General features: G+C 33.0%; 18 protein-coding genes and 1 other annotated feature. Of the genes, 2 read left to right on the forward strand and 16 right to left on the reverse strand.

All coding sequences use genetic code 11. The features are described 5' to 3' along the window. Positions 1 to 102: 102 nt before the first annotated feature. The 3 genes from BM319_RS11660 to BM319_RS11670 form a co-directional block, all read right to left on the reverse strand. Positions 103 to 1,818: a sensor domain-containing diguanylate cyclase gene (locus BM319_RS11660; RefSeq protein ID WP_091022746.1), complete on the reverse strand. Its 1,716-nt coding sequence runs from the start codon at positions 1,816 to 1,818 to the stop codon at positions 103 to 105. 24 nt (positions 1,819 to 1,842) lie between these two features. Further along, positions 1,843 to 3,144, reverse strand: a complete 1,302-nt coding sequence (locus BM319_RS11665; RefSeq protein ID WP_091022747.1) for a bifunctional folylpolyglutamate synthase/dihydrofolate synthase — start codon at positions 3,142 to 3,144, stop codon at positions 1,843 to 1,845. Positions 3,145 to 3,240: 96 nt separating this feature from the next. Continuing rightward, a complete protein-coding gene (locus tag BM319_RS11670) occupies positions 3,241 to 5,883 on the reverse strand; it encodes a valine--tRNA ligase (RefSeq protein WP_069035189.1) in 2,643 nt (880 codons plus the stop codon). Between the two features lie 55 nt (positions 5,884 to 5,938). Beyond that, positions 5,939 to 6,179: a binding site (T-box leader), on the reverse strand. A 227-nt stretch (positions 6,180 to 6,406) separates the two neighbouring features. Here BM319_RS11670 and BM319_RS11675 point away from each other — a divergent pair. Beyond that, positions 6,407 to 7,171, forward strand: coding sequence for a sporulation protein (locus BM319_RS11675; RefSeq protein ID WP_091022749.1), 765 nt, complete (start codon positions 6,407 to 6,409; stop codon positions 7,169 to 7,171). An 83-nt stretch (positions 7,172 to 7,254) separates the two neighbouring features. Here BM319_RS11675 and ysxE read toward each other — a convergent pair whose 3' ends face one another. The 8 genes from ysxE to hemA form a co-directional block, all read right to left on the reverse strand. Next, positions 7,255 to 8,286 (reverse strand): spore coat protein YsxE, encoded by a 1,032-nt coding sequence (gene ysxE, locus BM319_RS11680; RefSeq protein ID WP_175403532.1) that lies wholly within the window; start codon positions 8,284 to 8,286, stop codon positions 7,255 to 7,257. 86 nt (positions 8,287 to 8,372) lie between these two features. Continuing rightward, positions 8,373 to 10,253: a LysM peptidoglycan-binding domain-containing protein gene (locus BM319_RS11685; RefSeq protein ID WP_091022751.1), complete on the reverse strand. Its 1,881-nt coding sequence runs from the start codon at positions 10,251 to 10,253 to the stop codon at positions 8,373 to 8,375. A 388-nt stretch (positions 10,254 to 10,641) separates the two neighbouring features. Next, positions 10,642 to 11,928 (reverse strand): glutamate-1-semialdehyde 2,1-aminomutase, encoded by a 1,287-nt coding sequence (hemL, locus tag BM319_RS11690; protein ID WP_091022753.1) that lies wholly within the window; start codon positions 11,926 to 11,928, stop codon positions 10,642 to 10,644. A 6-nt stretch (positions 11,929 to 11,934) separates the two neighbouring features. Beyond that, positions 11,935 to 12,921, reverse strand: coding sequence for a porphobilinogen synthase (hemB, locus tag BM319_RS11695; protein ID WP_091022755.1), 987 nt, complete (start codon positions 12,919 to 12,921; stop codon positions 11,935 to 11,937). Between the two features lie 31 nt (positions 12,922 to 12,952). Further along, the gene (locus tag BM319_RS11700; protein ID WP_069035194.1) at positions 12,953 to 13,717 is read right to left on the reverse strand and encodes a uroporphyrinogen-III synthase; all 765 of its coding nucleotides are present in this window, start codon (positions 13,715 to 13,717) and stop codon (positions 12,953 to 12,955) included. Then, complete coding sequence (gene hemC, locus BM319_RS11705) at positions 13,710 to 14,642, reverse strand: hydroxymethylbilane synthase (RefSeq protein ID WP_091022757.1); 933 nt, start codon at positions 14,640 to 14,642, stop codon at positions 13,710 to 13,712. The genes BM319_RS11700 and hemC overlap by 8 nt, the downstream gene beginning before the upstream one ends. A gap of 12 nt (positions 14,643 to 14,654) precedes the next feature. Beyond that, positions 14,655 to 15,488: a cytochrome c biogenesis protein CcsA gene (gene ccsA / locus BM319_RS11710; RefSeq protein WP_069035196.1), complete on the reverse strand. Its 834-nt coding sequence runs from the start codon at positions 15,486 to 15,488 to the stop codon at positions 14,655 to 14,657. 10 nt (positions 15,489 to 15,498) lie between these two features. Beyond that, the gene (gene hemA, locus BM319_RS11715; protein WP_091022759.1) at positions 15,499 to 16,851 is read right to left on the reverse strand and encodes a glutamyl-tRNA reductase; all 1,353 of its coding nucleotides are present in this window, start codon (positions 16,849 to 16,851) and stop codon (positions 15,499 to 15,501) included. Positions 16,852 to 17,069: 218 nt separating this feature from the next. Here hemA and BM319_RS11720 point away from each other — a divergent pair, with 218 nt between their 5' ends. Then, complete coding sequence (locus BM319_RS11720; protein ID WP_069035198.1) at positions 17,070 to 17,552, forward strand: LiaF transmembrane domain-containing protein; 483 nt, start codon at positions 17,070 to 17,072, stop codon at positions 17,550 to 17,552. Between the two features lie 296 nt (positions 17,553 to 17,848). Here the strand turns inward: BM319_RS11720 and yihA are convergent, their stop codons facing one another. From yihA to tig, 5 genes are all read right to left on the reverse strand, one after another. Beyond that, positions 17,849 to 18,433, reverse strand: coding sequence for a ribosome biogenesis GTP-binding protein YihA/YsxC (gene yihA / locus BM319_RS11725; protein ID WP_069035199.1), 585 nt, complete (start codon positions 18,431 to 18,433; stop codon positions 17,849 to 17,851). Beyond that, positions 18,430 to 20,754 (reverse strand): endopeptidase La, encoded by a 2,325-nt coding sequence (gene lon / locus BM319_RS11730; RefSeq protein ID WP_091022762.1) that lies wholly within the window; start codon positions 20,752 to 20,754, stop codon positions 18,430 to 18,432. Before lon ends, yihA begins: the two co-directional genes overlap by 4 nt. 321 nt (positions 20,755 to 21,075) lie before the next feature. Then, positions 21,076 to 22,773, reverse strand: a complete 1,698-nt coding sequence (gene lonB, locus BM319_RS11735; protein ID WP_069035201.1) for an ATP-dependent protease LonB — start codon at positions 22,771 to 22,773, stop codon at positions 21,076 to 21,078. Positions 22,774 to 22,959: 186 nt separating this feature from the next. Further along, on the reverse strand, positions 22,960 to 24,231 hold the full coding sequence (gene clpX / locus BM319_RS11740) for an ATP-dependent protease ATP-binding subunit ClpX (RefSeq protein WP_069035202.1): 1,272 nt from the start codon (positions 24,229 to 24,231) through the stop codon (positions 22,960 to 22,962). Positions 24,232 to 24,584: 353 nt separating this feature from the next. Then, positions 24,585 to 25,865, reverse strand: a complete 1,281-nt coding sequence (tig, locus tag BM319_RS11745) for a trigger factor (protein WP_069035203.1) — start codon at positions 25,863 to 25,865, stop codon at positions 24,585 to 24,587. Positions 25,866 to 26,338: the final 473 nt, after the last annotated feature.

Genomic DNA, 26,338 nt, shown 5'->3' on the forward strand with positions numbered 1-26,338 from the left:
GACATTTGTCGAGGACAAACAGGTATCGTGCAACAAAAAATTACAAAAACTTGCTCATTTCTTATCTACATAAATAAATAACCACCGTAGGATTCCCGGTGGTTATTTGCTATACATTGCCACTTTATTTCTTCCAGCATTTTTTGCTTTTGAATACATAGCTCTGTCTGCACATCGAATTAAGTCTGACGGTTCTATCGCCACAAATGGTGCAACTGCTGCACCTATACTTGCTGTTACTGTTAACTTAATCTTTTGATCTTCGTTAGTCAGATGATTTGTAATGTAAAATGGAATAGTTTCTAGCGATTTTCTAATTTCTTCTGCTAAATCATATGTTTCTCTGTCACTATGATTTACAAGCAGTACTGAAAATTCTTCTCCACCAAAACGAGCAACTAAACCACTTTTCTTCACTACCATTTTAATCCGACTTGCAACTTCAAATAATACTTCATTACCTGCTTGATGACCGTACCTGTCATTCACTCTTTTAAAATAATCTAAATCAATAAGAAGTAATGAAATTGTCTTTATCTTGAATGTTTTCAACCGTTCAAATTCTTCTTTAATTTTAGATTCGAGATATTCAAAATTATATAAGCCGGTTAAAGCATCAGTTTCACTTCTGATTTTTGTTTGTAAGTAAAACCTTGCATTTTCAACTGCAATTACGAGATATAATGCAAGGATTTCGATCAAAACTACTTGGTATTTTTCAAATGCATTTTTTTGTTCCGATGCAATTGTGAGTACACCAACTACTTCTTGATTTTTTATAATTGGGATTGATAATAAACTTTCTGCTTCTAAAAATTTCAAATGATCATTGGTGTACCATTGTGATCGTCTGTTAAAACTATATCTTCTTTTTTCAAAAAATACTTTTTGAGAGATTGACCCTTCAAGCGTATCAAAGTAAGGACAACTAAATATTTTTTCATCACATTTATTTTGAAAATATCTTATTAATTTAAGTGATTTATCTTCGACTATAAATAAATTCCCATATGAAACTGGAATTAAAGTAGTTAATTGTTCAAAAAACTCATCGATTACTTGCTCTTCTTCCATTCTTTGAGAAAGTTTTTGACTGATTTTCATTGTTTGCCTTAAATATTTGTTCATATTTAAAGCAGAGGATAAAGAGTTTAGAATAATCATTAAAATGATATAGTAAATCGTTATGTAGATTATCGTAATATATCCTTTTGTCTCTAGCATTAAATAAAGACTTATTCCAATTGGATACATTAATAAATAGATAAACAAATCCCACTTAAATTCCCTATTTATCAATTTCATTTCTCTTTTATATAAATAAATCGTAATAAAATAAATAACGATTTGATTAATCCAAAAAGATGCTAGTGTGTATATGAGGATTGGAAATAAGCTATTCAATATTTCTTTAGTTCCAGTAGGTTCAATCTTTCCCCCAACTAAATAATAAAGTAGTGCACTACCAATAGAACATAATGCAAACATTAACGAATTAAGCGGCATTCGGTAGAGAGTATTTTTTGTAATACTTAATCTTATATACAGAATCGAATAGGCCAATTGACTTATTAAAAGTTCTGCAACTAAACCATACGATAAAAACACCAATATTGAGATTCCGAAAATAAAAGAAAATGTAGCATCATTAATTTTAATCGGCATATTGGCTACAATTAGAAATAACGCGATTATAATTAAAAAATTTGAACGATCTATTTGTCTAAGAGGGCTAGCCATATTAGCATAATAAATTATGATTGGCATTAGAACAATCCATGCGATCCAAATCAACCTATTACTATGCTTACTAATCAAGATTATGGGCCCTCCTTTACAATTCTAAGCGAATTTTTTTAGTAAATATCTTCTTACTACCGAGATAAAATATAAAGAACCGGTTATTAACAATATCTCGTTTTCCTGCATTTCCTTTATATTCTTATCGATTGCAACAGATAAATCACTTTCATATTTTATATTAAGTGTACTAGCATTCGAAATTAATTCTTCCTTATTCATCGCTCTAGGAAAATCAAAAGTAGTCATGACAATATTATTTGTTATTTCTCGTAATTCTTTTAACATCTCTCGAGTATTTTTATCTTTCAGGGCAGAGAACAGAATCTTTATTTCCTTATCAAGAAAACGGTTATTCATCGTCTCCACTAAACTTTTAATTCCTTCAACATTATGTGCGCCATCAATATAAATGATAGGATTTGAAGCTATTCGTTCTAATCTTCCTGCTTTTAGTGCTATTTTTAATCCTCTTTTTATATTATCTTCACTAAACTTCATTCCATATTGATTTTGTAATAATTGAACAACACAGATTGCGCAAGAAGCATTCCTAATTTGATGGTGCCCTAGCATTGATAACTCAATATTTTCAATTAACCTACCATTGCCTTTGTAATTAAACATTTCATAAAGTGAATCTTTCAATGGAGAAGCAAAAAAATGATTACCATACTCAAAATAATCAGCTTCATTTTTGATTGCGGCATTTTGAATAATCGTTAAAGCTTTTTCTTTCAATTCTGCTGTAACAATTGGAATTCCCTTTTTAATAATTCCTGCCTTATGCTTAGTGATTTCTTCTATTGTTTCACCAAGAATTTGTTGATGATCGTGGCCAATACTCGTAATGACACTAATTAGAGGTGTCATTACATTTGTGCAATCCTCTAACCCACCTAAACCAGCTTCAATTAAAAACATGTCATGTTCTTTTATTTTTCCGAAGAAGTAAAAAGCCATAGTTGTAATGATTTCAAATTCAGTTGGCGCACCACATGGTAACTGTTCAACTTCTTCAACAACTGGAATCATACAGTTTACTAGTTGAATAAATTCTTGTTTACTAATCATTTCACCGCAGAACATGATTTGTTCACGATAATCTAATATATATGGTGATGTAAAAGTTCCTACAGTATACCCTGCATCTAATAAAATACTTTGAAGAAAAGTAATTGTAGAGCCTTTTCCATTCGTTCCTGCGACGTGAATTGCTTTGACACTTAGCTGAGGATTACCTAGTCTAACTAGCATTTCATCCATTCTTTGTAGTCCAGGTACAATGCCAAATTTTGTTCTGTTATACATCCATTTCAGTGCTTCCTCATATGTATTAACCATCTTAACCCTACCTTTATAGTAAAAAACGACGAATCATTAACTCAATTCGTCGTTTTTTTTAACTAATTTCTATTGCAGATTAACTGCTTAAATTACTTATTTACTTAGTTCTGCAATTCGAGCTCTTACAGATTCTTGTTTTTCAAGATAATCTTTCTCTTTACGACGCTCTTCTTCAATAACTGATTCAGGAGCTTTCGCTACAAATCCTTGGTTACTTAATTTCTTTTGAACTCGTTCAACTTCACTAGTCCATTTTTCTAATTCTTTCTCTAAACGTTTTTTCTCTTCTTCAAGATTAATTAAACCTTCTAGAGGAAGATAAAGCTCTGCCCCACTAATTACTGCTGACATCGATTTCTCTGGTGCAGTTAGGTTAGTAGAAATTGTTAATTCTTCTGGATTACAGAAGCGCTCAATATATGAACGATTTTCTTCTAATGCAGCTGCAATCGTTTCATCCTTTGCAGAGATCATTAGTTGAACTTTTTTGCTCATTGGTGTGTTTACTTCTGCACGAATATTACGTACTGAACGAATTAACTCAACTAATATTTTCATTGTTTCAGAAGCTTCTTTATTTGTTAATTCCTCTTTAACTGTTGGCCAAGCAGAAACTGTAATAGACTCCCCTTTGTGAGGTAGAGATTGCCAAATTTCTTCAGTTACGAAAGGCATAAATGGATGTAAAAGTTTCATTGTGCTTTCTAGTACGTGTGCAAGAACTGAACGTGTCATATTTTTTGCATCTTCATTGTCACCGTATAAAGGAATCTTTGCCATTTCAATATACCAGTCACAAACATCGTCCCAAATGAAGTTATAAAGTACACGGCCAACTTCACCAAATTCATAACGATCGATTAAAGATGTTACACTTTCAATTGTTTCATTTAAACGAGTTAAAATCCATTCATCAGCAACAGATTTTTCTTTCGTTAAATCGATATTTTCATATGTGAAGCCTTCCATATTCATTAAAGCAAAACGAGAAGCATTCCAAATTTTGTTTACAAAGTTCCAAGTAGCCTCAACTTTCTCAATACTGAAACGTAAATCTTGACCTGGTGAACTTCCTGTTGTTAAGAAGTAACGTAATGAATCTGCTCCATATTTCTCAATAACATCCATTGGGTCAACACCATTACCAAGTGATTTACTCATTTTACGTCCTTGCTCGTCACGTACCAAACCATGAATTAAAACATCGTTAAATGGGCGTTTACCAGTAAATTCAATTCCTTGGAAAATCATTCGAGATACCCAGAAGAAAATAATATCATAACCAGTTACTAATACATTTGTTGGGAAGTAAGCTTGGAAATCCTTACTTTCTTCATTTGGCCAACCTAATGTTGAGAATGGCCATAATGCTGAACTGAACCAAGTATCTAAAACGTCGTTATCTTGATTCCAATTTTCAATATCAGCTGGTGGCTCTTGATTTACATAAATCTCACCAGTTTCTTTATGGTACCAAGCCGGAATACGATGTCCCCACCATAATTGGCGTGAAATACACCAGTCACGGATATTTTCCATCCAACGTAGATACGTCTTTTCAAAACGATCCGGTACAAATTTTACGCTATCATCAGAATTTTGTAATGCTACAGCGGCATCAGCTAGTGGTTGCATTTTAACAAACCATTGAGTTGATAAATATGGCTCAACAACCGCTCCACTACGTTCACTATGACCTACAGAATGCATATGTTCTTCGATTTCAACAAGAACACCCATCTCTTGTAAATCTTTAACGATTTGTTTACGGCATTCAAAGCGATCCATACCATTGTATTTTCCTGCTTTTTCATTCATCGTACCATCTTCATTCATTACAAGAATACGAGGTAAGTCATGACGGTTTCCAACTTCAAAATCATTCGGGTCATGGGCAGGAGTAATTTTTACAACTCCAGTACCAAATTCCATATCAACATAATCGTCAGCAATAATTGGAATTTCACGATTAACGATAGGAAGTGTAACTGTTTTACCAACCATTGATTTATATCTTTCGTCTTCTGGATGAACCGCAATAGCAGTATCTCCAAGCATTGTTTCAGGACGAGTAGTTGCTATTTGAATTTTTCCAGTTCCGTCTGTTAATGGATATTGCATATGGTAGAATGCACCTTGAACATCCTTATAAATAACTTCGATATCTGATAAAGCTGTTTTTGTTGCTGGATCCCAGTTGATGATATATTCACCACGATAGATTAAGCCTTTGTTGTATAGCTTAACGAATACTTCTTTTACTGCATCAGATAGACCCTCGTCTAATGTGAATCGTTCACGGGAGTAGTCTAAACCTAAACCGATTTTTTCCCATTGAGAACGAATGTGAGAAGCATATTCTTCTTTCCACTCCCAAGCTTTTTCTAGGAACTTTTCACGTCCTAAATCATATCTTGATAAGCCTTCTTCTCTTAATTTCGCTTCAACTTTTGCTTGTGTAGCAATACCAGCATGGTCCATACCTGGTAAATAAAGTACGTCATAACCTTGCATTCGTTTAGTACGAGTTAAGATATCTTGTAATGTTGTATCCCAAGCATGACCTAAGTGTAATTTTCCAGTTACGTTTGGTGGAGGAATTACGATTGTATATTTCGGCTTTTCTGATTCCACTTGTGCTTCAAAGAATTTCCCATCTAACCAAAATTGGTAACGATCTTTTTCAACTAAATTCGGATCATATTTTGTTGGTAATGATTTTTTTGTAGTTTCCATTCGGATTCATCTCCTCTAATAATTATTGAAAAATAAAAAAACTCCACTCATCCTTGAAAAGGACGAATGGAGTTGAATTCGCGGTACCACCTTTTTTTGTCAGAAAAAACTTGTGTTTAACTGACACACTTAAAAAAGATAACGGATCATCCGGTAACTTCTAATCACCAAAAGCTTTGCTTTCGAAGTCACTGCTCAAGGGCGACATTCCAACTCTATTTTCTAGAAACCTCCCACCAAATGGTTTCCTCTCTGAAGAACTAGTTCGTTGTACTCTTCCCTATCATTGCATTTCATTATGAATATATGTAATAGTCTACAAAATTTTCTTAAGCTTAGTCAACATTATTTCTAATTTCTTTCTAGATTATTCAATAAGTGTCAATATAGTACCACATTTTTTAATACATAAAAAAAATACGAAAAATAATTGTAATGATTATTTAACATTCTGGTATACTAGTACTTATTTAATTATGCGATAATTATATAGTATGTAGATATAATTTTTAGGGGGATATTCATGGGTTTATTTAAAAATACATTAGCTCGTGTTCTCGGAATCGGTGGAACGAGAATTGATACAAAGCTTGAAAAAACAGAATATCAAGCTGGTGAACGAGTAAAAGGTGAATTATATATAAAAGGTGGTCGAGTTAAACAAGAGCTAGATTCCGTCTTTTTACATGTAATGACTGAATATCAAGTTGAATCAAATGATAAAATTATTAACAAGAATGGTACTTTACAAAAATTTATCGTATCAGTTGATCGTATAATAAATGCAAATGAAGAAGTTGTTATTCCTTTCTTTTTCACTTTATCTGAAAATACACCAGTATCACTTCACAAATCCCATATTTGGATTAAAACTCATTTAGAAATAGAAAAAGCTGTTGACCAATATGATGCTGATGGCGTTCAGGTTGTTCCTTCAGTAGGCTTAAAAACAGTTATCCAGGCACTTCAAGAAGAAGGATTTGTATTAAGAGATAGTGAAAACAAAAAGAAATATGGAAAGATCATTCAAGAATTTGAATTTTACCCAATGAATGGCGAATTCCGTGGTAAATTAGAAGAGGTTGAAGTGAACTATTTAAGCTTTGACAAAACAGTCGACTTAATCCTTCAACTTAATCAAAATCAAAAAGAAACAACTAGTAAGTTTTCAAAGTTATTTGGAACAGATGAAAATAATGTTCGAATCTCTTTTTCAAAGGATCATATTACGGACAAGGATTTTGTACGTAAAAGTGTAGTAAATGCAATTAAACGTCATGTAAAATAATAAACAAAAAAACATCTATCCATTGCAGTGATACTTTTATTGGATAGATGTTTTTATATTTTCTTTTAATTATCAGTTTGAACTCATAAACCATCTATAGATTTCTCTGCTTCAATATCCTCTTGTATTTTAGAGACAAAATATTCAATATTAATCATATGCCAGTATGCATTTAATAAATCTCTTACATTGTCTTTTTCATTATTAACCCCAGATCGCTTTAAATATTTAGAAATTTTGGAAGAAAACTGAGTTGGATATGCCATATAACTTAAAAATAACATTCTTTCCTCTTCTCTTAATGAAAAATTCTTTTCATACATTTTAAGCCAAGTATTACGATCAGATTGCTGAATAGGATATGTTTTAAAAGAATTCTTATAATAATTCGTTAAATCTTGAATTGGTGTAGTTTCTTGTGCATTTTCTAGATTGATAAAGACTCCTTCACCTCTTTTATTTACAAGAAAGTGGGAAATAGATAAATTTCCATGGTTCATGACAACTCTAGTATTTTCAGTTTCCTTCATTTTTTTAAACCATTCATCTAACTGTCCCTTAGCAAATTGATGTGCACTTAATATTTTATGAAAATAAGTACAATAGCTTAGTTCATAAGGTGACATATACCAATTATCTTCTGCAACTTCAATGAAATTTTCTAATACTTCTTTATCTTTACTCCACCTTTTTGTTAACGTATCATAATGGATTTGTAATTGATCTTTATCTACCTTTTTCTCTTTTTGTGTACTGTTGTGCATCTTACCTAGTGAAGTAAACATTCGTTGAAAATGTAAATTCTCATCTGACTTTTCATCAACACTTTCAATCCACGGCATTAAATAGTAATGCTTCGTATTAAATTCAACAATATAATCTCCACTCTGGGTATGATAGATTGGTACAACATTTCGAAAGCCTTTATCTTGTAAAGAACGCACATTTTCAATCAAATTATTTCTATAAACTCGATTTACGTTTGCCTCTTTTAGTGCGAATACACCTTGATTCGTATAGATTTTAACTACCTTACCAACAGTTTCAAAATAATTTGGTACAATATGATACTGGGCTAAAATGACGCTTATTTCATCTTTAGGTTTTCTATACAAGATGCGTCACTCTCACTTTCTAAATGCGTAAAAGCCTTGTATTAGTAGACAAGTGTCTTAACTAATACAAAGCTCTCACCATATTGTTATTGTTTTATAGCAGTTACAGGAATATAAATGATTTGCCCTTCTGATAAAAATTCATCATTCAAGTTATTAACCCGATTCAACTGCTGAGTTTGTAGATTATATTTTTTAGCTACAGATTCAATTGTATCTCCATTTTGAGCTAAATATAATTTTAATTTAGTATAAGAATCTTCTCTTCCTTCGCCAGTAAACAAACTTGAAAGTAGATTGTCACTTTTAACGCTTCTTGCTTCGCTTACTTCTTCTTTTACTTCCTTTTTACCAACTGGATCAGCTTTTATTTCAACTATTGGTAATTCAGGTGGTGGTGGTGCTTCTTGCTGCTCCACTTGTGCTTGGTAATAATCCGCATAATATGGTGGTGTTTGACGAGCATCATTTGGACTTTCGAAATTATTTTCTTGATTTACTTGAGGGAATGGATTTTGATAGAATTGTTCTTGATTTTGATTATATGCAAATGGCGCTTGCTGATATTGTTGGTTAACATATGGTTGATAGTTTTGCTCTAAAGTTCGATTATATAGTTCTTCATATTTTTCTATTTCTTTTTGTGCATTGTTTTCATTAGTAGCATTTTGCAAAGTGCTAAAATCATTATCTAAGAAGCTAGGTCTACTATTTAATGAATTGTTTAAATAACTGTGTACATTAAAATCATTATTCAAGAAACTTGGTCGTTCATTATACGTATTATTTACATTGTTAGATACCTGTGTATCATTTTCACTTTGACTAGCTTCTGCATCATTATTATTCATTAAGAAGCTCGGGGTTGTATCCACTGCTTGTGGTTCCATTGCTTGTGGTTCCATTGCTTGTGGTTCCACTGCTTGTGGTTCCATTGCTTGCGGTTCCATTGCTTGCGGTTCCATTGCTTGCGGTTCCATTGCTTGCGGCTCTATTGCTTCAGCTGATATATTAAAGCCTCTAAATACTTCTTCATATTCTTCTTCCTCTTGAGCCTCTGATTGTTCTTCTAACTGTTCTGACTGCTCTGACTGAGCCATAATTTCAAAATTAGATTGTTCTTCTACTTGTTGTTCCTCTTCATAACTTTGTTCATTGCTTTCCTCTAACTCAAAATAATGTTCCACTTCATTTTCAACTGCTTCGACTCGATCTTCAACTACTTCTTCAGGCTGAAAAACCTCTAAGTAAGTAGGTTGCCCAGGATATGTGTCTTGTTCTTCTTGCTCATCATTCTCTTCAAGGGATTGAATCCAATCACTGCCGTAAAGATTATCTTGTGCACTTGTTTCCTGTTCCGAAGTTGGCTGATGAAAGAACTGGAATTGTTCTTCTTGTTCTCTTTCTTCCTGATACTGCTGATACTCATATCCTTCATTTCCTTCATTACTTGAGCGATATTCGTTTTCGTATGCGTAGCTATTATATTGCTCATAGCCTCTTTGTTCTTGATAAGTTTCTACTGCTCTATTATGGTCATGTAAACCAGAAATGCATAAATCAGCAGCAATTTGAATACTACCTTTTTCAGCTATTTGATAATCAAATGTCTCTACTGAAACACATAGATTTTCAAGATCAGTAATCCTAGTTAATGGTATTGAAATATCTACAGGGAACTGATGATTCATTTCACAACTACCATCTTCAAGAGGGATTACATTTTCAATCATTCTTGAAGGTGCTAATTCTCTTAATGAGTAATAATCACCTTGATTTGATAAATCAGGTGTGTAATTACCTTCTAAGGTTAAGACACCCTTCACTTGAACATATTCTTCAAATTGCTGTATAGTAATGTCTGGATTTAACGAGAGTGACCTTACCTCTTTAACTTCCTGTCCTTTTTGGAACCAGACAGTTTCTTTCAATGAAAAGCGAATATTTGTTTGATTTTCTGAAGACACCTTAATGTCCTCCTCTCATCGTCCAATTTGGTCTATGACATTACATTTTTATGAAAGAAACGAAAAATTTATGAAGAAAAGATTGTTATTTTATATTAAGAAAGGTTTAATAATCATAGAATTTAAGAAAAACAGTAATAAGGGAATAGAAAAAGTAAAATCAAAAGTGGTATTTTAGAAGCACTGGACGAATCGTATCAGAAAAAACTGAAGTAAAAATGAGCAACTATGTCATTGAAATTATTTACTAATTAGGAGAATAGGAAACTTGAGGGTGTTTTTCATTGAACTTCTCTATTTTTTTAGTACAATCAGTTCTACTGAAACTTTACCATCTTCATTTGCTATAACAAAAAATGGTGCCCTAAAAATAGGACACCACTTTAAATTAAACTAATTGCGAAAATGCGTATTCAGCAGCTGCAATCGTTTTTTGAATATCTTCGTCTGTATGTGAAGTTGATAGGAATAGACCTTCAAATTGTGATGGTGGTAAGAAGACACCTTGTTCAGCCATTAGTTGATAGTATTTAGCAAACATTTCTAAATTAGAAGTTTTTGCTGTTTCGTAATTTTCAACTTTTTCGTTTGTGAAGAAGAAACCAACCATTGAACCTGCACGATTAATACAATGTGGAATATTGTATTTTTCAGCTGCAGTTTTATAACCAGCTTCTAGCATATCAGCTTTACGGTTAAATTCTACATAATCTTCTTTAGATAGCTGACTTAATGTTTCATAACCAGCTGTCATCGCTAAAGGATTTCCTGAAAGAGTTCCAGCTTGATAAATTGGGCCACTTGGAGCAATTTGATTCATGATTTCAGCTTTACCACCATATGCACCTACTGGTAAACCTCCACCGATCACTTTTCCTAAGCAAGTGATATCAGGTGTTACACCAAAATGACCTTGAGCACAATTATATCCTACACGGAAGCCAGTCATAACTTCATCAAAAATCAATAATGTACCATATTGAGTCGTAATTTCTCTTAAGCCTTCTAAGAAACCTTCAACTGGCGGAACAACACCCATATTACCTGCAACCGGCTCAACAATAACCGCTGCTAGGTCATCTCCATATTGTTCAAAAGCATATCTTATACTTTCTAAATCATTATAAGGAACAGTGATTGTATTTGATGCAACACCTTCAGGTACACCAGGGCTATCAGGTAATCCAAGTGTAGCTACACCAGAACCTGCTTTAATTAATAAAGAATCACCATGTCCGTGGTAGCAACCTTCAAATTTTAAGATTTTGTTTCGACCAGTAAATCCACGAGCAAGACGTAAAGCACTCATTGTCGCTTCTGTTCCTGAGTTAACCATTCGTACAACTTCAATCGAAGGCACTCTTTCGATAACAAGTTTAGCTAATTCTGTTTCTTTTAATGTTGGTGCCCCAAAGCTAGTTCCGGTTTCTGCAGTTCGCTTTAAGCCTTCAACTACACGCTCATTTGAATGTCCTAAAATTAGAGGTCCCCAAGATAATACATAATCAATATACTCATTTCCGTCTATATCATATATTTTAGAACCTTTTCCATGACTCATAAAAATTGGTGACATATTAACACTTTTAAATGCACGTACCGGACTATTTACTCCACCAGGAAGTACTTGTTTTGCCTCTTCAAAAGCTTCAATTGACTTGTTATATGATCTCATTTATTATTACTTCCCTTCTGATAACCATCTGCAAGCATCTTTAGCATGATAAGTCATAATCATATCTGCACCAGCACGTTTCATACTAATTAATTTTTCCATTACAACATTTTCTTCTTCAATCCAACCGTTCAAAGCAGCAGCTTTAACCATTGCATATTCTCCACTAACATTATAGGCTACGATTGGTTGGTGATAGTTATTTCTGATATCACGAATGATATCTAAATACGAAAGAGCTGGTTTAATGATTAAGAAATCCGCACCCTCAACTGTATCTGATTCTGCTTCACGGAACGCTTCTAAACGATTTGCAGGGTCCATTTGATATGCCTTACGATCACCTTGTCCTGGAGCGCTTTGAGCTGCCTCGCGGAATGGTCCATAAAATGCTGAAGCATATTTTACTGCATATGACATAATTGGAATATTATCAAATCCAGCTTCATCTAAAGCATGGCGAATTGTTGCTACGAATCCATCCATCATATTTGAAGGAGCAATAATATCTGCACCAGCCTGTGCTTGACTTACTGCTGTTTTTGCTAATAGTATTAACGATTCATCATTATTAACATACCCATCTTCTAAAACTCCACAATGTCCATGATCTGTATACTCACATAAACATGTATCTGCAATAACAACCATTTCAGGATATTGTTCTTTCGTTTGTGAAATCGCACGTTGAACGATTCCAGTTGCACAGTAAGCTTCAGAACCTACTGCGTCTTTTACATCAGGAATACCAAAGAATATGACAGATTTTATACCTAATGATACAATTTCATCCATTTCTTTTTTTAATTCATCTAACGAAAATTGAAATACACCCGGCATTGAACTAATAGGGTTCTTTACGCCTTGTCCTTCAACAACAAAAAGAGGATAAATAAAATCTTCTTTATGTAAATGAGTCTCTCTAACCATAGAGCGTAATGCTTGTGTACTTCTTAAACGACGGTGACGATCAAACGGAATAGAATAAGTCATTTTTTTCTCCTTCTTTTTAAAGACGATCTGATTAATCAATATCATCTACTATTTTTTTAATTAAAGCCTCTGTTGTAAATTTACTAGGAACAATAATATTATTCAAACCTTTTTCTCTAGCTTTTTGTGCGGTTACTTCACCGATACAAGCAATCTGAATGTTTTTTAAATCTTCCATACTAATTGTATTTCCAATCAAAAAACAAAACTGTTCTACACTAAATGGATTCAAAAATGTAATCACATCCAGTTTTTTATTTATTAATAAATTTAACAGTTCATTTTTAATTCCTAGATTTGCAATGGTCTCATAAACAGTTAATGAGTTAACGATATGACCATTATCACCTAATATTTTTGTTACATTATCACTCGCTAAAGAGCCACGTAAAAATAAAAATTTTGTTCCTTTTTCTACTATGTAACTTAACTCAGAAGCAAATGTTTTACCAGTAAATTGACTTGGAATGAAAGTTACTTCAAATCCTTCTTCAACTAATCGATTCTTTGTTTTTTCTCCAACAGCACCAATTTTTTTTTGAAGAATTTTTTGTTTAAGATCCTTTGTAATCTTTTGCACAAAATAATTTACTGAATTAACACTTGTGAATAAAATCCATTCTGAATCAAGAACTAATTTTTCCAATTCATGAATTGAAATATCACTTTTAACTATTTTTTGAAGTGGAAGATTAATAGGACATCCACCAAACTGATGAATTAATTGATTGAATTCATCAGCTTGTTGCTCTGCCCTTGTCACTAATATTTTCATTCCATTTAAGGAATTATTCATCCGCTGCCTCTTTTACAGAATCAATAATATCCTTTGCTCCACGTTCAATTAATAGATTTGCAGCTTTTTCTCCAATTTCAGTTGGATCAGTACCTTTAACAGTTTCTTTTAAGATGATTGTTCCATCTGGTTTAGCTACTAATGCAGTTAACGAGATTTCATCTTTGTCGTCGATCGTTGCAAATCCAGCAATCGGAACTTGGCAACCACCTTCCATTTTATGAAGAAATACACGTTCAGTTTCTACTGTTGTATATGTTAATTCATCATTCAGTCTATTTAGTAATTCACGGATTTCAGTATCATTTTCACGACATTCGATAGCAAGCGAACCTTGACCTACTGCTGGGACACAGATTGTTTCGTCAATGTATTCAGTAATACTTTCTTCAGCCCAACCCATTCTAGTTAAACCAGCTGCTGCTAGAATAATTGCATCGTATTCATTATCCTTAAGCTTTTGAATACGTGTATCGATATTTCCACGAATCCATTTGATTTGTAGATCTGGACGAACTGCTTTAATTTGAGCACTTCTTCTTAAACTACTTGTACCGACAATTGATCCTTCTTCAAGTTCCATTAATCCTTTTCCACTATTTGAAAGTAGTGCATCTCTAGGATCAACGCGTTTTGGAGTACATCCAATCATTAAACCTTCAGGTAAAATAGCTGGCATATCCTTCATACTATGTACAGCTAAATCTATTTCACTCGTTAACATCGCATGTTCAATTTCTTTAACGAATAAACCTTTTCCTCCAACTTTTGAAAGCGTTACATCAAGTATTACATCACCTTTTGTAACGATTTCCTTTAACTCAAATTTATAATCGGGTGCTACTTCTTTTAATTTTTCTACAAACCATTTAGTTTGTGTTAGTGCTAGTTTACTTCTTCTTGTACCAACTATAATTTTACGCATTGTTACATCTCCTTACGTACTCCATAAATGAAACTTTGAATATAGATTTGAAACAACATAATTTCCGAACAAAACTAAGAAGCAACAGATGTTAAATATGCAAAGAGATTTGCCATAGAAACGGTTGCTTACCTTTAAATACATAAATGTACTATACATGATTAAAACGAAAAATGAGCCTATTACTTTCATATCATACCAAACAAATGTGTGTAATCGAATACTTGCCCAAATTACACCTAAAATAAGGGAAGTTAGCATTAGTGGAACCCCAAATAAGTTAAATGTAATAAACATTTTTTCCAACTTACCTAAACTCCCCAATTTCTTTAAATGAGTAGACCATTTCTTCTTTTTTAATAAAACATATTGAAAAATGTACATAACCGAAAAAATAAAGGACAGGGTAAATGCACCGTATGCTAAGAAAGCAAGTCCAATATGGATATATAATAATTCCGATTTTAACTGATCGACTAATGTTGCTGTTTTACCCGCCTTCGGAATTAAAATTGATAATGAAAATACTAAAAATGAAACAACATTTGTAAAGAAAACTAAGTACTCTAGTTTTACTACCCAATTAATAAACAATGATAGCGATATAATAATCCATACATAAATATATAGCCCTTCTCTGGAAGTAATAAAGGAATATAAACTGTATTGGCTAATGGTGTAAATCATTAAAACAGAAGAAAACACCCAAACAATTGCTAGCAAATAAAATGCTACCCGACTTGCCATCCTATTTGTATCTATAAAATCTATAAAAGAAAAAACGATACTCCATGCAAACAATAAGATTAATAAGTGATAGATAAAACTACTTTCCAAAAGCGCCACTAGCTAAACCTCATAAAAAACCTAAGTTTTGTTTTAAAGAAATAGTCTCTTTTTCTTGATTAGTTTGCATGAGTTTTTCATCTTTAGGTTCTTGTAAAATTTCATCTAGACTAAATATTTCTTTAAAAAGGGCAATTTGTGCTTCTGAGTGTTTAGATGTACCCATTTCTTTTGCTTTCATAATTGGATCTCGTAAAAGTTGGTTTACGATACTTTTTGTGTGCTTTTGGATAATTTTTAAATCTCTTTCAGATAAATGAGGGAGTTTTCTTTCTAGACTACTCATTGTATCTGCTTGAATATCTAACGCTTTTTCACGTAATGCAGAGATTACTGGAACAACACCTAGCATTGATAACCAAGATTGGAAAATATCAATTTCTTCTGTTATTGCCTTCTTAATTTTTACTGCCTCACGTTCACGTTCTGCTAAATTCTCAGCAACAATTCCTTGAAGATCATCAATATCATACAAGAAAGCACTATCAATATGATGAATAGATGGTTCAATATCTCTTGGAACAGCGATATCAACTAAGAATAATGGGTTACCTTTTCTTGATTTTTCAATTCGACGAATCATTTTTTCCGTAATAACGTATTCTTTTGATCCAGTTGAACTAATAACGATATCTGCTTCTTTCAAAGCATTTTCAAGTGATTCTAACCCTTTTCCGATTCCATTAAATTGGTCTGCAAGTCTAACAGCATTTTCAACTGTTCGGTTAATAACTGTAACTTTTCCAACGCCTTGTGAATACAAGTTTTGTAAAGCTAAGTTACTCATTTTCCCTGCTCCAACAATCAGTACTTTGCAGCCTTTTAAATTGCTAAAAATCTTTTTTGATAGCTCTACAGCAGCATAACTTACAGAAACAGCATTTTCACCGATTCCAGTTTCTGAGTGAACTTTTTTTGCAAATGTAATTGCTTGCTTAAATAATTGATTAAAAATCGTACCAATTACATTATTCTCTTGAGCAAGTAAATAACTATCTTTTACTTGTCCAAGAATCTGAGTCTCACCAATTACCATTGAATCTAAACCACTAGCTACAGTGAATAAATGGTTGATTGCATCATTCCCAGTTTTAATGATTAAATATGGTGATAATTCCTCGTCTTTCAAGTCAAAACGTTGTAATAAAAAGCGTTTCATATAATATTGACCAGTATGAACTTGATCGACAACTGCATAAATCTCCGTACGATTACAAGTAGAAACAATAATGTTTTCCAAAATGCTTTTTTCTTTTTTTAATGAGTTCATTGCGTCCTGTAGTTCATTTGGAGCAAACGCTACCCTTTCTCGCACTTCAACTGGGGCAGTTTTATAATTAATCCCTATTGTAATGATGTGCATGCCCTAAAGCCCCCCTAAAAAACTTTGTACAAACTTGTGTTTTATATCTATCTTTGCTTTGCAAAATATCATATCTATGTTCTACATCAATATGCTATCATAAATGTAGTATTTTGTAGAATTTTTAAACCGACTTATACTATTAAATGTACACAAATTTTATTATACAATAATTTTAAAATAAAAGTGATTACAAATAATGTTAAACAGGAGTTGCTATGAAAAAAAATCGATTATTTATTGGAATCTTATTAATTGGCTTTGGCATTTATTATCTTATTTCAAAATGGCATGTCCCAGCTTTACATATTTTCACCTTTTGGACGACTCCCATCTTGGTAACTGGTATTGCACTTCTCGTTCAAGCCTTTAAAGGAAGAGAAACTCATTATGTATTCCCGGGAATTGTCGTGCTTGGATTTGGAATTCATTTTTATGCCATCGAACATTTTAAAAATTGGCCAAGCCATTGGTCCGTTCTAACACTCATCATTTCAATCGGAATGTTACTACAATCTCGAAAAGGAAAAGGTGAGCTATTGCCTGGTTTACTATTATTTATTATGTCTTTATTTTTCCTTTTTAATGAAAAGCTTGCAACAATGCTTAGTTCGATCCAATCACAAGTCTCTTATTTCCAGAACTATTGGCCAATATTGATTGCTGTTATCGGTTTATATTTTCTATTTTCTAAAAAATAAACATATTTTTTTATACATAACTAGCAGTTTTAAATGGAGGCTTCCTAACACTATAGAAAATTGTATCATTTAATTATGTTTCAATTTTAACTCTATCTTTTCTAATTGTTTCTTTTGATTCAATAACTATACATAGTTTAGAACCACAAACCTTTCCAACTTTATTTGATGGTTTGTGGTGGACAATGACTCCCTTGACGACAGAAGGCTACGGTAATTCCTTTTCAAGTATCATCGTTGTTTGAGGGAAGAAGACCTAAAAAAAATGCTGGTGGCCTTTTAGCCACCAGCATTTTTTATTTACACATACGATCAATTACTGACCAAGCTTTTTCTTTACCCATACCAGTTTCAGATGAGAATAAAATTAATTCATCCCCTTCTTCAATCTGTAACTTTTCACGAACTACTTTTGCATGTTTATCCCATTTCCCTTTAGGAATTTTATCTGCTTTTGTTGCTACTATAATGACTGGGATTTGGTAATGCTTTAAGAAATCATACATCATTACATCATCTTCTGTTGGTGAATGACGTAGATCAACTAATAAAATAACAGCTCTTAATTGCTCACGAGTTGTAATATATGTTTCGATCATTTTCCCCCATGCTTCTCGTTCCTTTTTGGAAACTTTAGCATATCCATAACCTGGTACGTCAACGTAGAAAAGCTGTTCATTAATTAGAAAGAAATTTAATGTTTGCGTTTTTCCAGGTTTTGATGATGTTCGGGCTAATGCTTTACGATTTAACATTTTATTAATAAATGAAGATTTCCCAACATTTGAACGACCTGCCAAAGCGATTTCAGGAAATTGTGTATCTGGATATTGATTTGGTCGGACTGCACTAATGACAATATCCGCTGTTGTTACTTTCATTTTTTCACTCCTACTATTGCATGCGCAAGCACTTCATCTAAATGGGAAACAGGTATAACAGTTAAACCTTCTTTCACCATTGGTGGTACATCTTCTAAATCTTTTTCGTTTTCTTTAGGTATGATAACAGTCGTTAAACCTGCACGATGCGCACTAAGCATTTTTTCTTTTAATCCACCAATTGGTAATACGCGACCACGTAAAGTGATTTCACCAGTCATTCCAACCTCTTTACGGATTGGTTTATTTGTTAATGCTGAAATCAATGCTGTTGCCATCGTAATACCTGCTGAAGGGCCATCTTTTGGAACCGCACCTTCTGGAACATGAATATGAATATCATACTTCTCGTGGAAATTTTGGTCAATATTCAGCTCTTCTGCTTTTGAGCGAATATAGCTGAACGCAGCCTGTGCTGACTCCTTCATTACATCCCCTAGCTTACCAGTTAAAGTTAGCTTACCCTTTCCAGGATATAGTGATACTTCAATAGAAAGTGTGTCTCCACCAAATGCAGTATAAGCTAAACCTGTAGCTACACCTATTTGATCTTCACTTTCCATTTGACCATAAGAGAATGTTTTCTTACCTAAAAATTCTTCAATATTTTTATCGGTAAATATTATTTTTTGTCTTTCGTTTGAAACGATCAACTTAGCAGCTTTTCTACATAGTGTCGCTAGAATTCGCTCTAATGATCTTACTCCTGCTTCACGTGTATAATGACGAATAATTGCACTTAATGCACTTTCACGAATTTGTACAGTAGATTTATTTAAGCCATGCTCTGCTAATTTTTTAGGGAATAAATGTTTTTTAGCTATATTAACTTTTTCAAGTTCAGTATATCCAGATAAAGTAATAATCTCCATACGATCACGTAATGGACCTGGTATAGTTGATAAATCATTTGCAGTTGCTACAAATAAAACTTGAGATAAATCAAATGGTTCTTCGATGTAATGATCACTAAATGTATGATTTTGTTCTGGGTCCAATACTTCTAACATTGCTGATGCTGGATCCCCTCTAAAATCGCTAGACATTTTATCAATTTCATCAAGTAAGAATACAGGGTTATTTGTTCCTGCTTTCTTCATACCTTGGATAATTCGACCTGGCATAGCTCCGATGTATGTTCTTCTATGTCCTCTTATTTCTGATTCATCTCTTACGCCACCTAGAGAAACGCGTACAAAGTTTCTAGACAAAGCGTTTGCGATTGATTTCGCTAAAGAAGTTTTACCAACTCCAGGAGGACCAGCTAAACATAGAATTGGACCACGTAATGAATTCGTAAGTTGTTGAACAGCTAGATATTCTAATATTCTTTCTTTTACTTTTTCAAGACCTTCGTGTTCATTATTCAGTATCTTTTCGGAACGGTGTATATCCAGTGTGTCTTCAGTTTGCTTAGACCATGGTAGAGCTACCATCCAATCTAAATATGTACGAACTACACCTGCTTCTGCAGCATTAGGAGGTAGTTTCTCATATCTAGCTAACTCTTTTAGTACTACTTCCTTTGTTTCTTCAGGCATATTTGCCTCTTCAATTTTTGTTAAAAACTTATCAACTTCTTCAGTCTTACCTTCACGATCACCTAGTTCTCGTTGAATAACCTTTAATTGCTCTCTTAAGAAATATTCTTTTTGAGTTTTATCAATATTTTTCTTAACTTGTAGACCAATCTTTTCCTCAAGCTTTAATAATTCTTTTTCATCTTGAAGAAAATTTAAGATAATATGTATTCGTTCAGTAACATCAATTGTTGCTAATATTTTTTGTTTTTCTTCTTCTCTTAATGGAATTGAATCGATCATTGCATCTGCAAGTTTACCTGGGCGGTCTTGCTTAACGATTGAAGCAATTGTCTCTGGCAAAATTCGCTTTGACAATTTACTGTATTGTTTAAAATGCTGCAATAAAGTTCTCATTAAAGCACGTAGCTCTTTAGATTCATCTTCTACATCTGGATATTCTTCTACCTTTGCAGTTAAGAAATCATTTTGATCAATAATTGATTTGATTTTTCCTCTGTGTAATCCTTCAACAGTAATACGAACAGTGCCGTTTGGAAGTGTAATTTTTTGTGTTAATTTAGCTAAAGTCCCAAAATGGTACAATTCGTCTAACTTTGGATTTTCAGTATCTGCATCTATTTGAGTAACAACAAAAATTAACTGATCTAACTCATCAGCTTCTTGTATAGCTTTTATCGATTTCGTTCTTCCTACATCTAGATGTGCAATAGTGGCAGGAAATACACTAATTCCTCTTAAAGGTAGGAGGGGTACAACTTTTTCTTTTGTAACATTCATTACGTTACACCTCCATGTTTTTCATTCTATTTAGTTATTTTACCTTAACATATATATCATTTACAATGATATGCATTAAAAGAAATAAAGAAGCAGCACAATCAATCAAAAACTGACTAGAACATAACATATATAATAAGTTTTTTCGATAATCTTGATTTTAACTAAAAATAAGAAGTAAGACTTGTAATAAGATTAAATCATATAGAATGTATTTCTACAAAATAAAAAGTGTTCGCTCACTTCATTGAAAAAAGAATGCAAAAATAGTTTGTATTCTTTATTTATTCAAAATGAAATGATTCGAACACTTATTTTTATCTACATAGATTGCGATTGATTTTCTTCAAACAAAGTTAATTGTTGGAAATCAGTTTTTGTTTGAGCTGGTAGTTCAAATTTCCAATTATCTTTAAAGACCTCATGGAGAACTTTTTCTATGCGATCTACTACTAATATTTCTACATCTTTATATTGATGTAATGTAGCCTGATCGTTTTCTTTCGGAACAATAATTTTAGTTGCCCCTGCTTTTACAGCTGCTTTTACTTTTTCTGGTACACCGCCAACTGGTTTTACATCACCTTGAATGCTCATTTCACCAGTCATAGCGATTGTATTTAATACTGGAACATTATTAACTGCTGAAAAAATACCAACTACCATGGCAATCCCTGCAGATGGTCCGTCAATTAATGCGCCACTTGGAAAATTAATGTGAATCGTAAAGTCATCGATTGGTACACCAATTTTTCGTAAGATTGTTGTAACATTTTCTAAAGAGCCTTTTGCCATACTTTTTCTACGAATGGATTTAGCTTGATTACCTAAGCTTTCTTCCTCAACAATTCCAGTAATTGTAATTGATCCTTTACCGCTTTCTTTTGCCTTCATTGCACTTACTTCAATCGGTAATAACGCTCCAATATTTGCTCCATAGACGGCTAAACCGTTCACCAATCCTACAGTTGGAGCTTCTGGAATTTTGTTAACAAGTCTTGGTGATAAACGACTTACAGAAACAACCCACCCAATATCATCTTCTATTAATTCTTTTCGACCAGAAGTTAAAACCATACCGCCAGCTAACTGAATTAAGTTAATCGCTTCACGACCATTTTTTGCATATGTACCTACTAATTCTAAGGCTTTATCCGATAGGCTCAATTCTATTTTTTCAGCAGATCGTTTAGCTACTGCTTGAATTTCATCCTGTTCTAATTCTCTAAAAAATATCTCTAAACAACGAGAACGAATTGCCGGTGGGATATCTTCTGGTGATCTTGTTGTTGCACCAACTAATCTGAAATCTGCTGGTAAACCGTGTTTAAAAATTTCATGAATATGTGCTGGTATAGAAGGATTTTCTTCTTGGTAATAAGCACTCTCAAATTTAACTTTACGATCTTCAAGTACTTTCAGCATTTTATTCATTTGAATTGGATGAAGTTCGCCAATTTCATCAATAAATAAAATCCCACCATGCGCATCGGTTACTGCTCCTTTTTTAGGTTGAGGAACACCTGCTTGCCCCATCGCACCTGCACCTTGATAGATTGGATCATGAACGGAACCGATTAAAGGATCCGCAATTCCTCTTTCATCAAACCTGGCAGTTGTAGCGTCTAATTCAATAAATACTGCATCTTGTTTAAAAGGTGTATTCGGGCTCTTTTTTGCTTCTTCTAATACTAGTCTAGCCGCTGCAGTTTTTCCGACACCAGGCGGCCCATAAATAATTACATGTTGAGGATTAGCACTGCAAAGTGAAGCTTTTAACGCTTTTATTCCATCCTCTTGGCCAACTATATCATCAAAAGTGGTTGGTCTAACTCTCTCTGCTAACGGAACCGTTAAAGAGATTGACTTTAATTTACGTAACTGCTCCATTTCTTTTTTAGATTCCCTGTCAATCGAAACTTTTGTTGTTCGTTGACCCTTTAATAAATGAATAAAATACAAAGCAACGATTGTTCCTAATGCTAATTGAGCTAATAATATAATTGTTGTTAAACTCATTCTTTACCCCTCCACTGAAGTAGAAATTAATTTTAGTATCGCCCTCTATATGGAAGGATAAACCAAATTTTAAAAATTAAAGGCAAGGTTTACCGAGTAAAGTTCCTATGTATTTAAAGAAAGATAAAAAACCACTTAAAAAAAGTCAAAATAAAAAACCAAATGCAAATGCATTTGGTTCCGTACTTAAGCTAATTTATTTGCTTTTTTCTTTAACTCTAATTCTGTTCCATCTTCAAGTACAAGCTTAGGAGCTGCACCAGTTTTAACGGTTTCTGCTGAGATAATACATTTTTGAATATCCTCACGTGAAGGTAATTCAAACATAATATCTAACATAAGCCCTTCAATGATCGAACGTAGTCCACGAGCTCCAGTTTTACGCTCAATTGCTTTTTTAGCAATTTCAGTTAAAGCGTTATCCTCAAACTCAAGTTCAACTTGGTCAAGCTCTAGTAATTTTTGATATTGCTTAATTAAAGCATTTTTTGGTTTAGTTAAAATTTCAACTAATGATGCTTCATCAAGTTGCTCTAAATTAGCTAAAACAGGTAAACGACCAATGAACTCTGGAATTAAACCAAAGCGTAATAAGTCTTCTGGTAATACATGGTTTAAGATTTCTTTTGAGTTTAAATCGCTCTTTTCAGAATCACCACTGAAACCAATTACCTTTTTACCTAAACGGCGTTTGATAATTTGTTCGATGCCATCAAATGCTCCACCACAAATAAATAAAATATTTGTTGTATCAATTTGAATGAATTCTTGATGTGGATGCTTACGACCACCTTGAGGAGGTACGCTTGCCACAGTTCCTTCAAGAATTTTTAAAAGTGCTTGCTGAACACCTTCACCTGACACATCACGTGTAATTGAAGGGTTTTCAGACTTACGTGCAACTTTATCAATTTCATCGATATAAATAATACCTTTTTCAGCGCGTTCTACATCATAATCTGCTGCTTGGATTAATTTTAAAAGAATGTTTTCAACATCTTCCCCAACATATCCAGCTTCAGTTAATGAAGTTGCATCTGCAATCGCAAATGGTACATTTAAAATTCGTGCTAAAGTTTGAGCTAATAATGTTTTACCACTACCAGTTGGCCCAATCATTGCAATATTACTTTTTGATAACTCAACCTCATCAATTTTGCTATTTGAATTAATACGTTTGTAGTGGTTATATACAGCAACAGATAATGCTTTTTTCGCATTGTCCTGACCAATAACGTATTCATCAAGAATTTCGCAAATTTCTTTCGGTTTCGGAACGTCTTTAAACTCTACTTCCTCTTCTTTTGCTAGCTCTTCTTGAACTATTTCAGTACAAAGCTCAATACACTCGTCACAAATATATACACCAGGTCCTGCAACTAATTTTCTAACCTGAGACTGTGACTTTCCACAGAACGAACATTTTAGCTGTCCTTTTTCTTCGTTAAATTTGAACATATGTTCACTCCCTCTAAAAATTTCTAAAAACACTCAATATGTATGTAATCCCAAAAATATGTATCTTGTAGCTATATAATAGCATACAAAATAAACAAAGCAATTAATTACTACTCTAAAATTGTTTAAATTTTTAGAATATATATATTCTAATCTTAAGCTAATAATCCTTCTTTTGAAGAATTATTTTTAGTATAGCCACAATAATTTTTTAAAATCTGTATAACAGATTCTAACATATGTATATGTGTATTTTAAAGGAATCAGTTCACTTTACCAAATATTTCATTATTTAAAAACAAGGCACGAAAAATCTCGCGCCTTGTTTAAGTCAATATATGTTTATTTAACGCTTATTTTTTTCTGCTATCTACTAATAATTCAACAGCTTTACGGATTTGAATATCATCACGTACAGCGTCAGTTCCACCTAGCATAGTTACTAATTGCTCAGAAGGAATGTTGTACATTGCAGATAAACGAGTTAATTCTTCGTTCATTTCTTCTTCAGTTGCATCGATTTTTTCAGCTTCGATGATCGCATCGATTGTTAAGTCGATTCTTACACGAGCTTCAGCATCTTGACGCATTTGAGCACGAAGATCTTCTTCTTTAGTACCAGTAAATTGGTAGTAAAGCTCTAAGTTTAATCCTTGTTGTGCAATACGTTGTTCAAAGTCTTTAACCATACGGTCAACTTGGCTTTCGAACATTACGTCTGGGATTTCAATTTCAGCATTTTCAGCTGCTTTTTGAACTAAAGCATCACGTAAGCTACCTTCAGCTTGAGATTTTTTAGATTCAACTAAGTCATTTTTGATTTTAGCTTTAAGATCTTCTAAAGTTTCTACTTCGTCATTTACGTCTTTCGCAAACTCGTCGTTTAACTCAGGAAGTTCTTTAGCTTTAATTTCATGAACAGTTACTTTGAAAGTAGCAGCTTTTCCTGCTAATTCAGCACTGTGGTATTCTTCTGGGAATGTTACATTAACATCAGTTTCTACACCAGATTTAGTACCGATTAAAGCTTCTTCAAATCCAGGAATGAAAGAACCTGAACCGATTTCTAGTGGATAGTTTTCACCTTTTCCACCTTCGAAAGCTACGCCATCAACGAAACCTTCGAAATCAATTACAGCTGTATTACCGTTTTCAACAGTACCATCTTCTTTAACTACTAACTCAGCTTGACGCTCTTGTAATGTAGTTAATTCAGCTTGTACGTCTTCGTCAGTTACAGTTGCATCCATTTCTTCAACTTCTAAGCCTTTGTATTCGCCTAATTTTACTTCTGGCTTTACAGTAACTTTTGCTTTGAAGATTAAAGTTTTACCTTTTTCCATTTGCTCAACGTCAACTTCTGGACGGTCAACTGGCTCAATACCAACCTCTACAACAGCTTTGCTGTAAGCTTCTGGTAAAATTACGTCTAAAGCATCATTGTAAAGTGCTTCAATACCAAATTTTTGTTCGAAAATTGGGCGAGGTAATTTACCTTTACGGAATCCCGGTACATTGATAGTTTTAACAACTTTTTTGAAAGCTGCATCTAAACCTTTATCTACTTCAGAAGCTTCAACTTCTACAGTTAATAGACCAACGTTAGCTTCTAATTTTTCCCATTTAGCAGTCATTGTTAGTTCCCTCCAAAATTATCTAAAAAAATATATGTGTTTACGTATTTTCGTACTATACATGCCTGTCCATTTTTAATAAAGAAAATGCATGTATAATTAAGTAAATAGTCGTTACAACCATTCTATTATAACACATTCCTTTTTTGTTTCAATATTTCCTATTTTTATAAGGAGAAAATATTAGAGATTTTTAATTTCGAATTTTAAATCAGTTTAGTACCAATAAAAATAAGAACGATGACTTCCTTTCACTATTGCTTGCTTTCCGTAAGCCGAGACCTAAGCCCCTCGTCGCATTCACTCCAATTACAACTCGATTTTATCGCCACTTCCATCTCATTAAAATACTTTTTTTACATAAAAAAAACATAGAAACTCAAATAGAACATCTATGTTTTTTCCAACTATTTCATTTTAAATTAATTTTAGCGTATAGAAAATTTCTACAAACTTGATTATCAGACTGATTG

Origin of the sequence: Bacillus sp. UNCCL81 (genome assembly GCF_900112535.1) — a bacterium.
GTDB lineage: Bacteria > Bacillota > Bacilli > Bacillales > Bacillaceae_G > Gottfriedia > Gottfriedia luciferensis_B.

Bases quoted from the DNA above. Each gene is read 5' to 3' on its own strand.
- BM319_RS11665 (WP_091022747.1), bottom strand. From the start codon at position 3,144: ATGGTTAATACATATGAGGAAGCACTGAAATGGATGTATAACAGAACA.
- BM319_RS11670 (WP_069035189.1), bottom strand. From the start codon at position 5,883: ATGGAAACTACAAAAAAATCATTACCAACAAAATATGATCCGAATTTA.
- BM319_RS11675 (WP_091022749.1), top strand. From the start codon at position 6,407: ATGGGTTTATTTAAAAATACATTAGCTCGTGTTCTCGGAATCGGTGGA.
- hemL (WP_091022753.1), bottom strand. From the start codon at position 11,928: ATGAGATCATATAACAAGTCAATTGAAGCTTTTGAAGAGGCAAAACAA.
- hemB (WP_091022755.1), bottom strand. From the start codon at position 12,921: ATGACTTATTCTATTCCGTTTGATCGTCACCGTCGTTTAAGAAGTACA.
- BM319_RS11700 (WP_069035194.1), bottom strand. From the start codon at position 13,717: ATGAATAATTCCTTAAATGGAATGAAAATATTAGTGACAAGGGCAGAG.
- hemC (WP_091022757.1), bottom strand. From the start codon at position 14,642: ATGCGTAAAATTATAGTTGGTACAAGAAGAAGTAAACTAGCACTAACA.
- hemA (WP_091022759.1), bottom strand. From the start codon at position 16,851: ATGCACATCATTACAATAGGGATTAATTATAAAACTGCCCCAGTTGAA.
- BM319_RS11720 (WP_069035198.1), top strand. From the start codon at position 17,070: ATGAAAAAAAATCGATTATTTATTGGAATCTTATTAATTGGCTTTGGC.
- yihA (WP_069035199.1), bottom strand. From the start codon at position 18,433: ATGAAAGTAACAACAGCGGATATTGTCATTAGTGCAGTCCGACCAAAT.
- lon (WP_091022762.1), bottom strand. From the start codon at position 20,754: ATGAATGTTACAAAAGAAAAAGTTGTACCCCTCCTACCTTTAAGAGGA.
- lonB (WP_069035201.1), bottom strand. From the start codon at position 22,773: ATGAGTTTAACAACAATTATATTATTAGCTCAATTAGCATTAGGAACA.
- clpX (WP_069035202.1), bottom strand. From the start codon at position 24,231: ATGTTCAAATTTAACGAAGAAAAAGGACAGCTAAAATGTTCGTTCTGT.
- tig (WP_069035203.1), bottom strand. From the start codon at position 25,865: ATGACTGCTAAATGGGAAAAATTAGAAGCTAACGTTGGTCTATTAACT.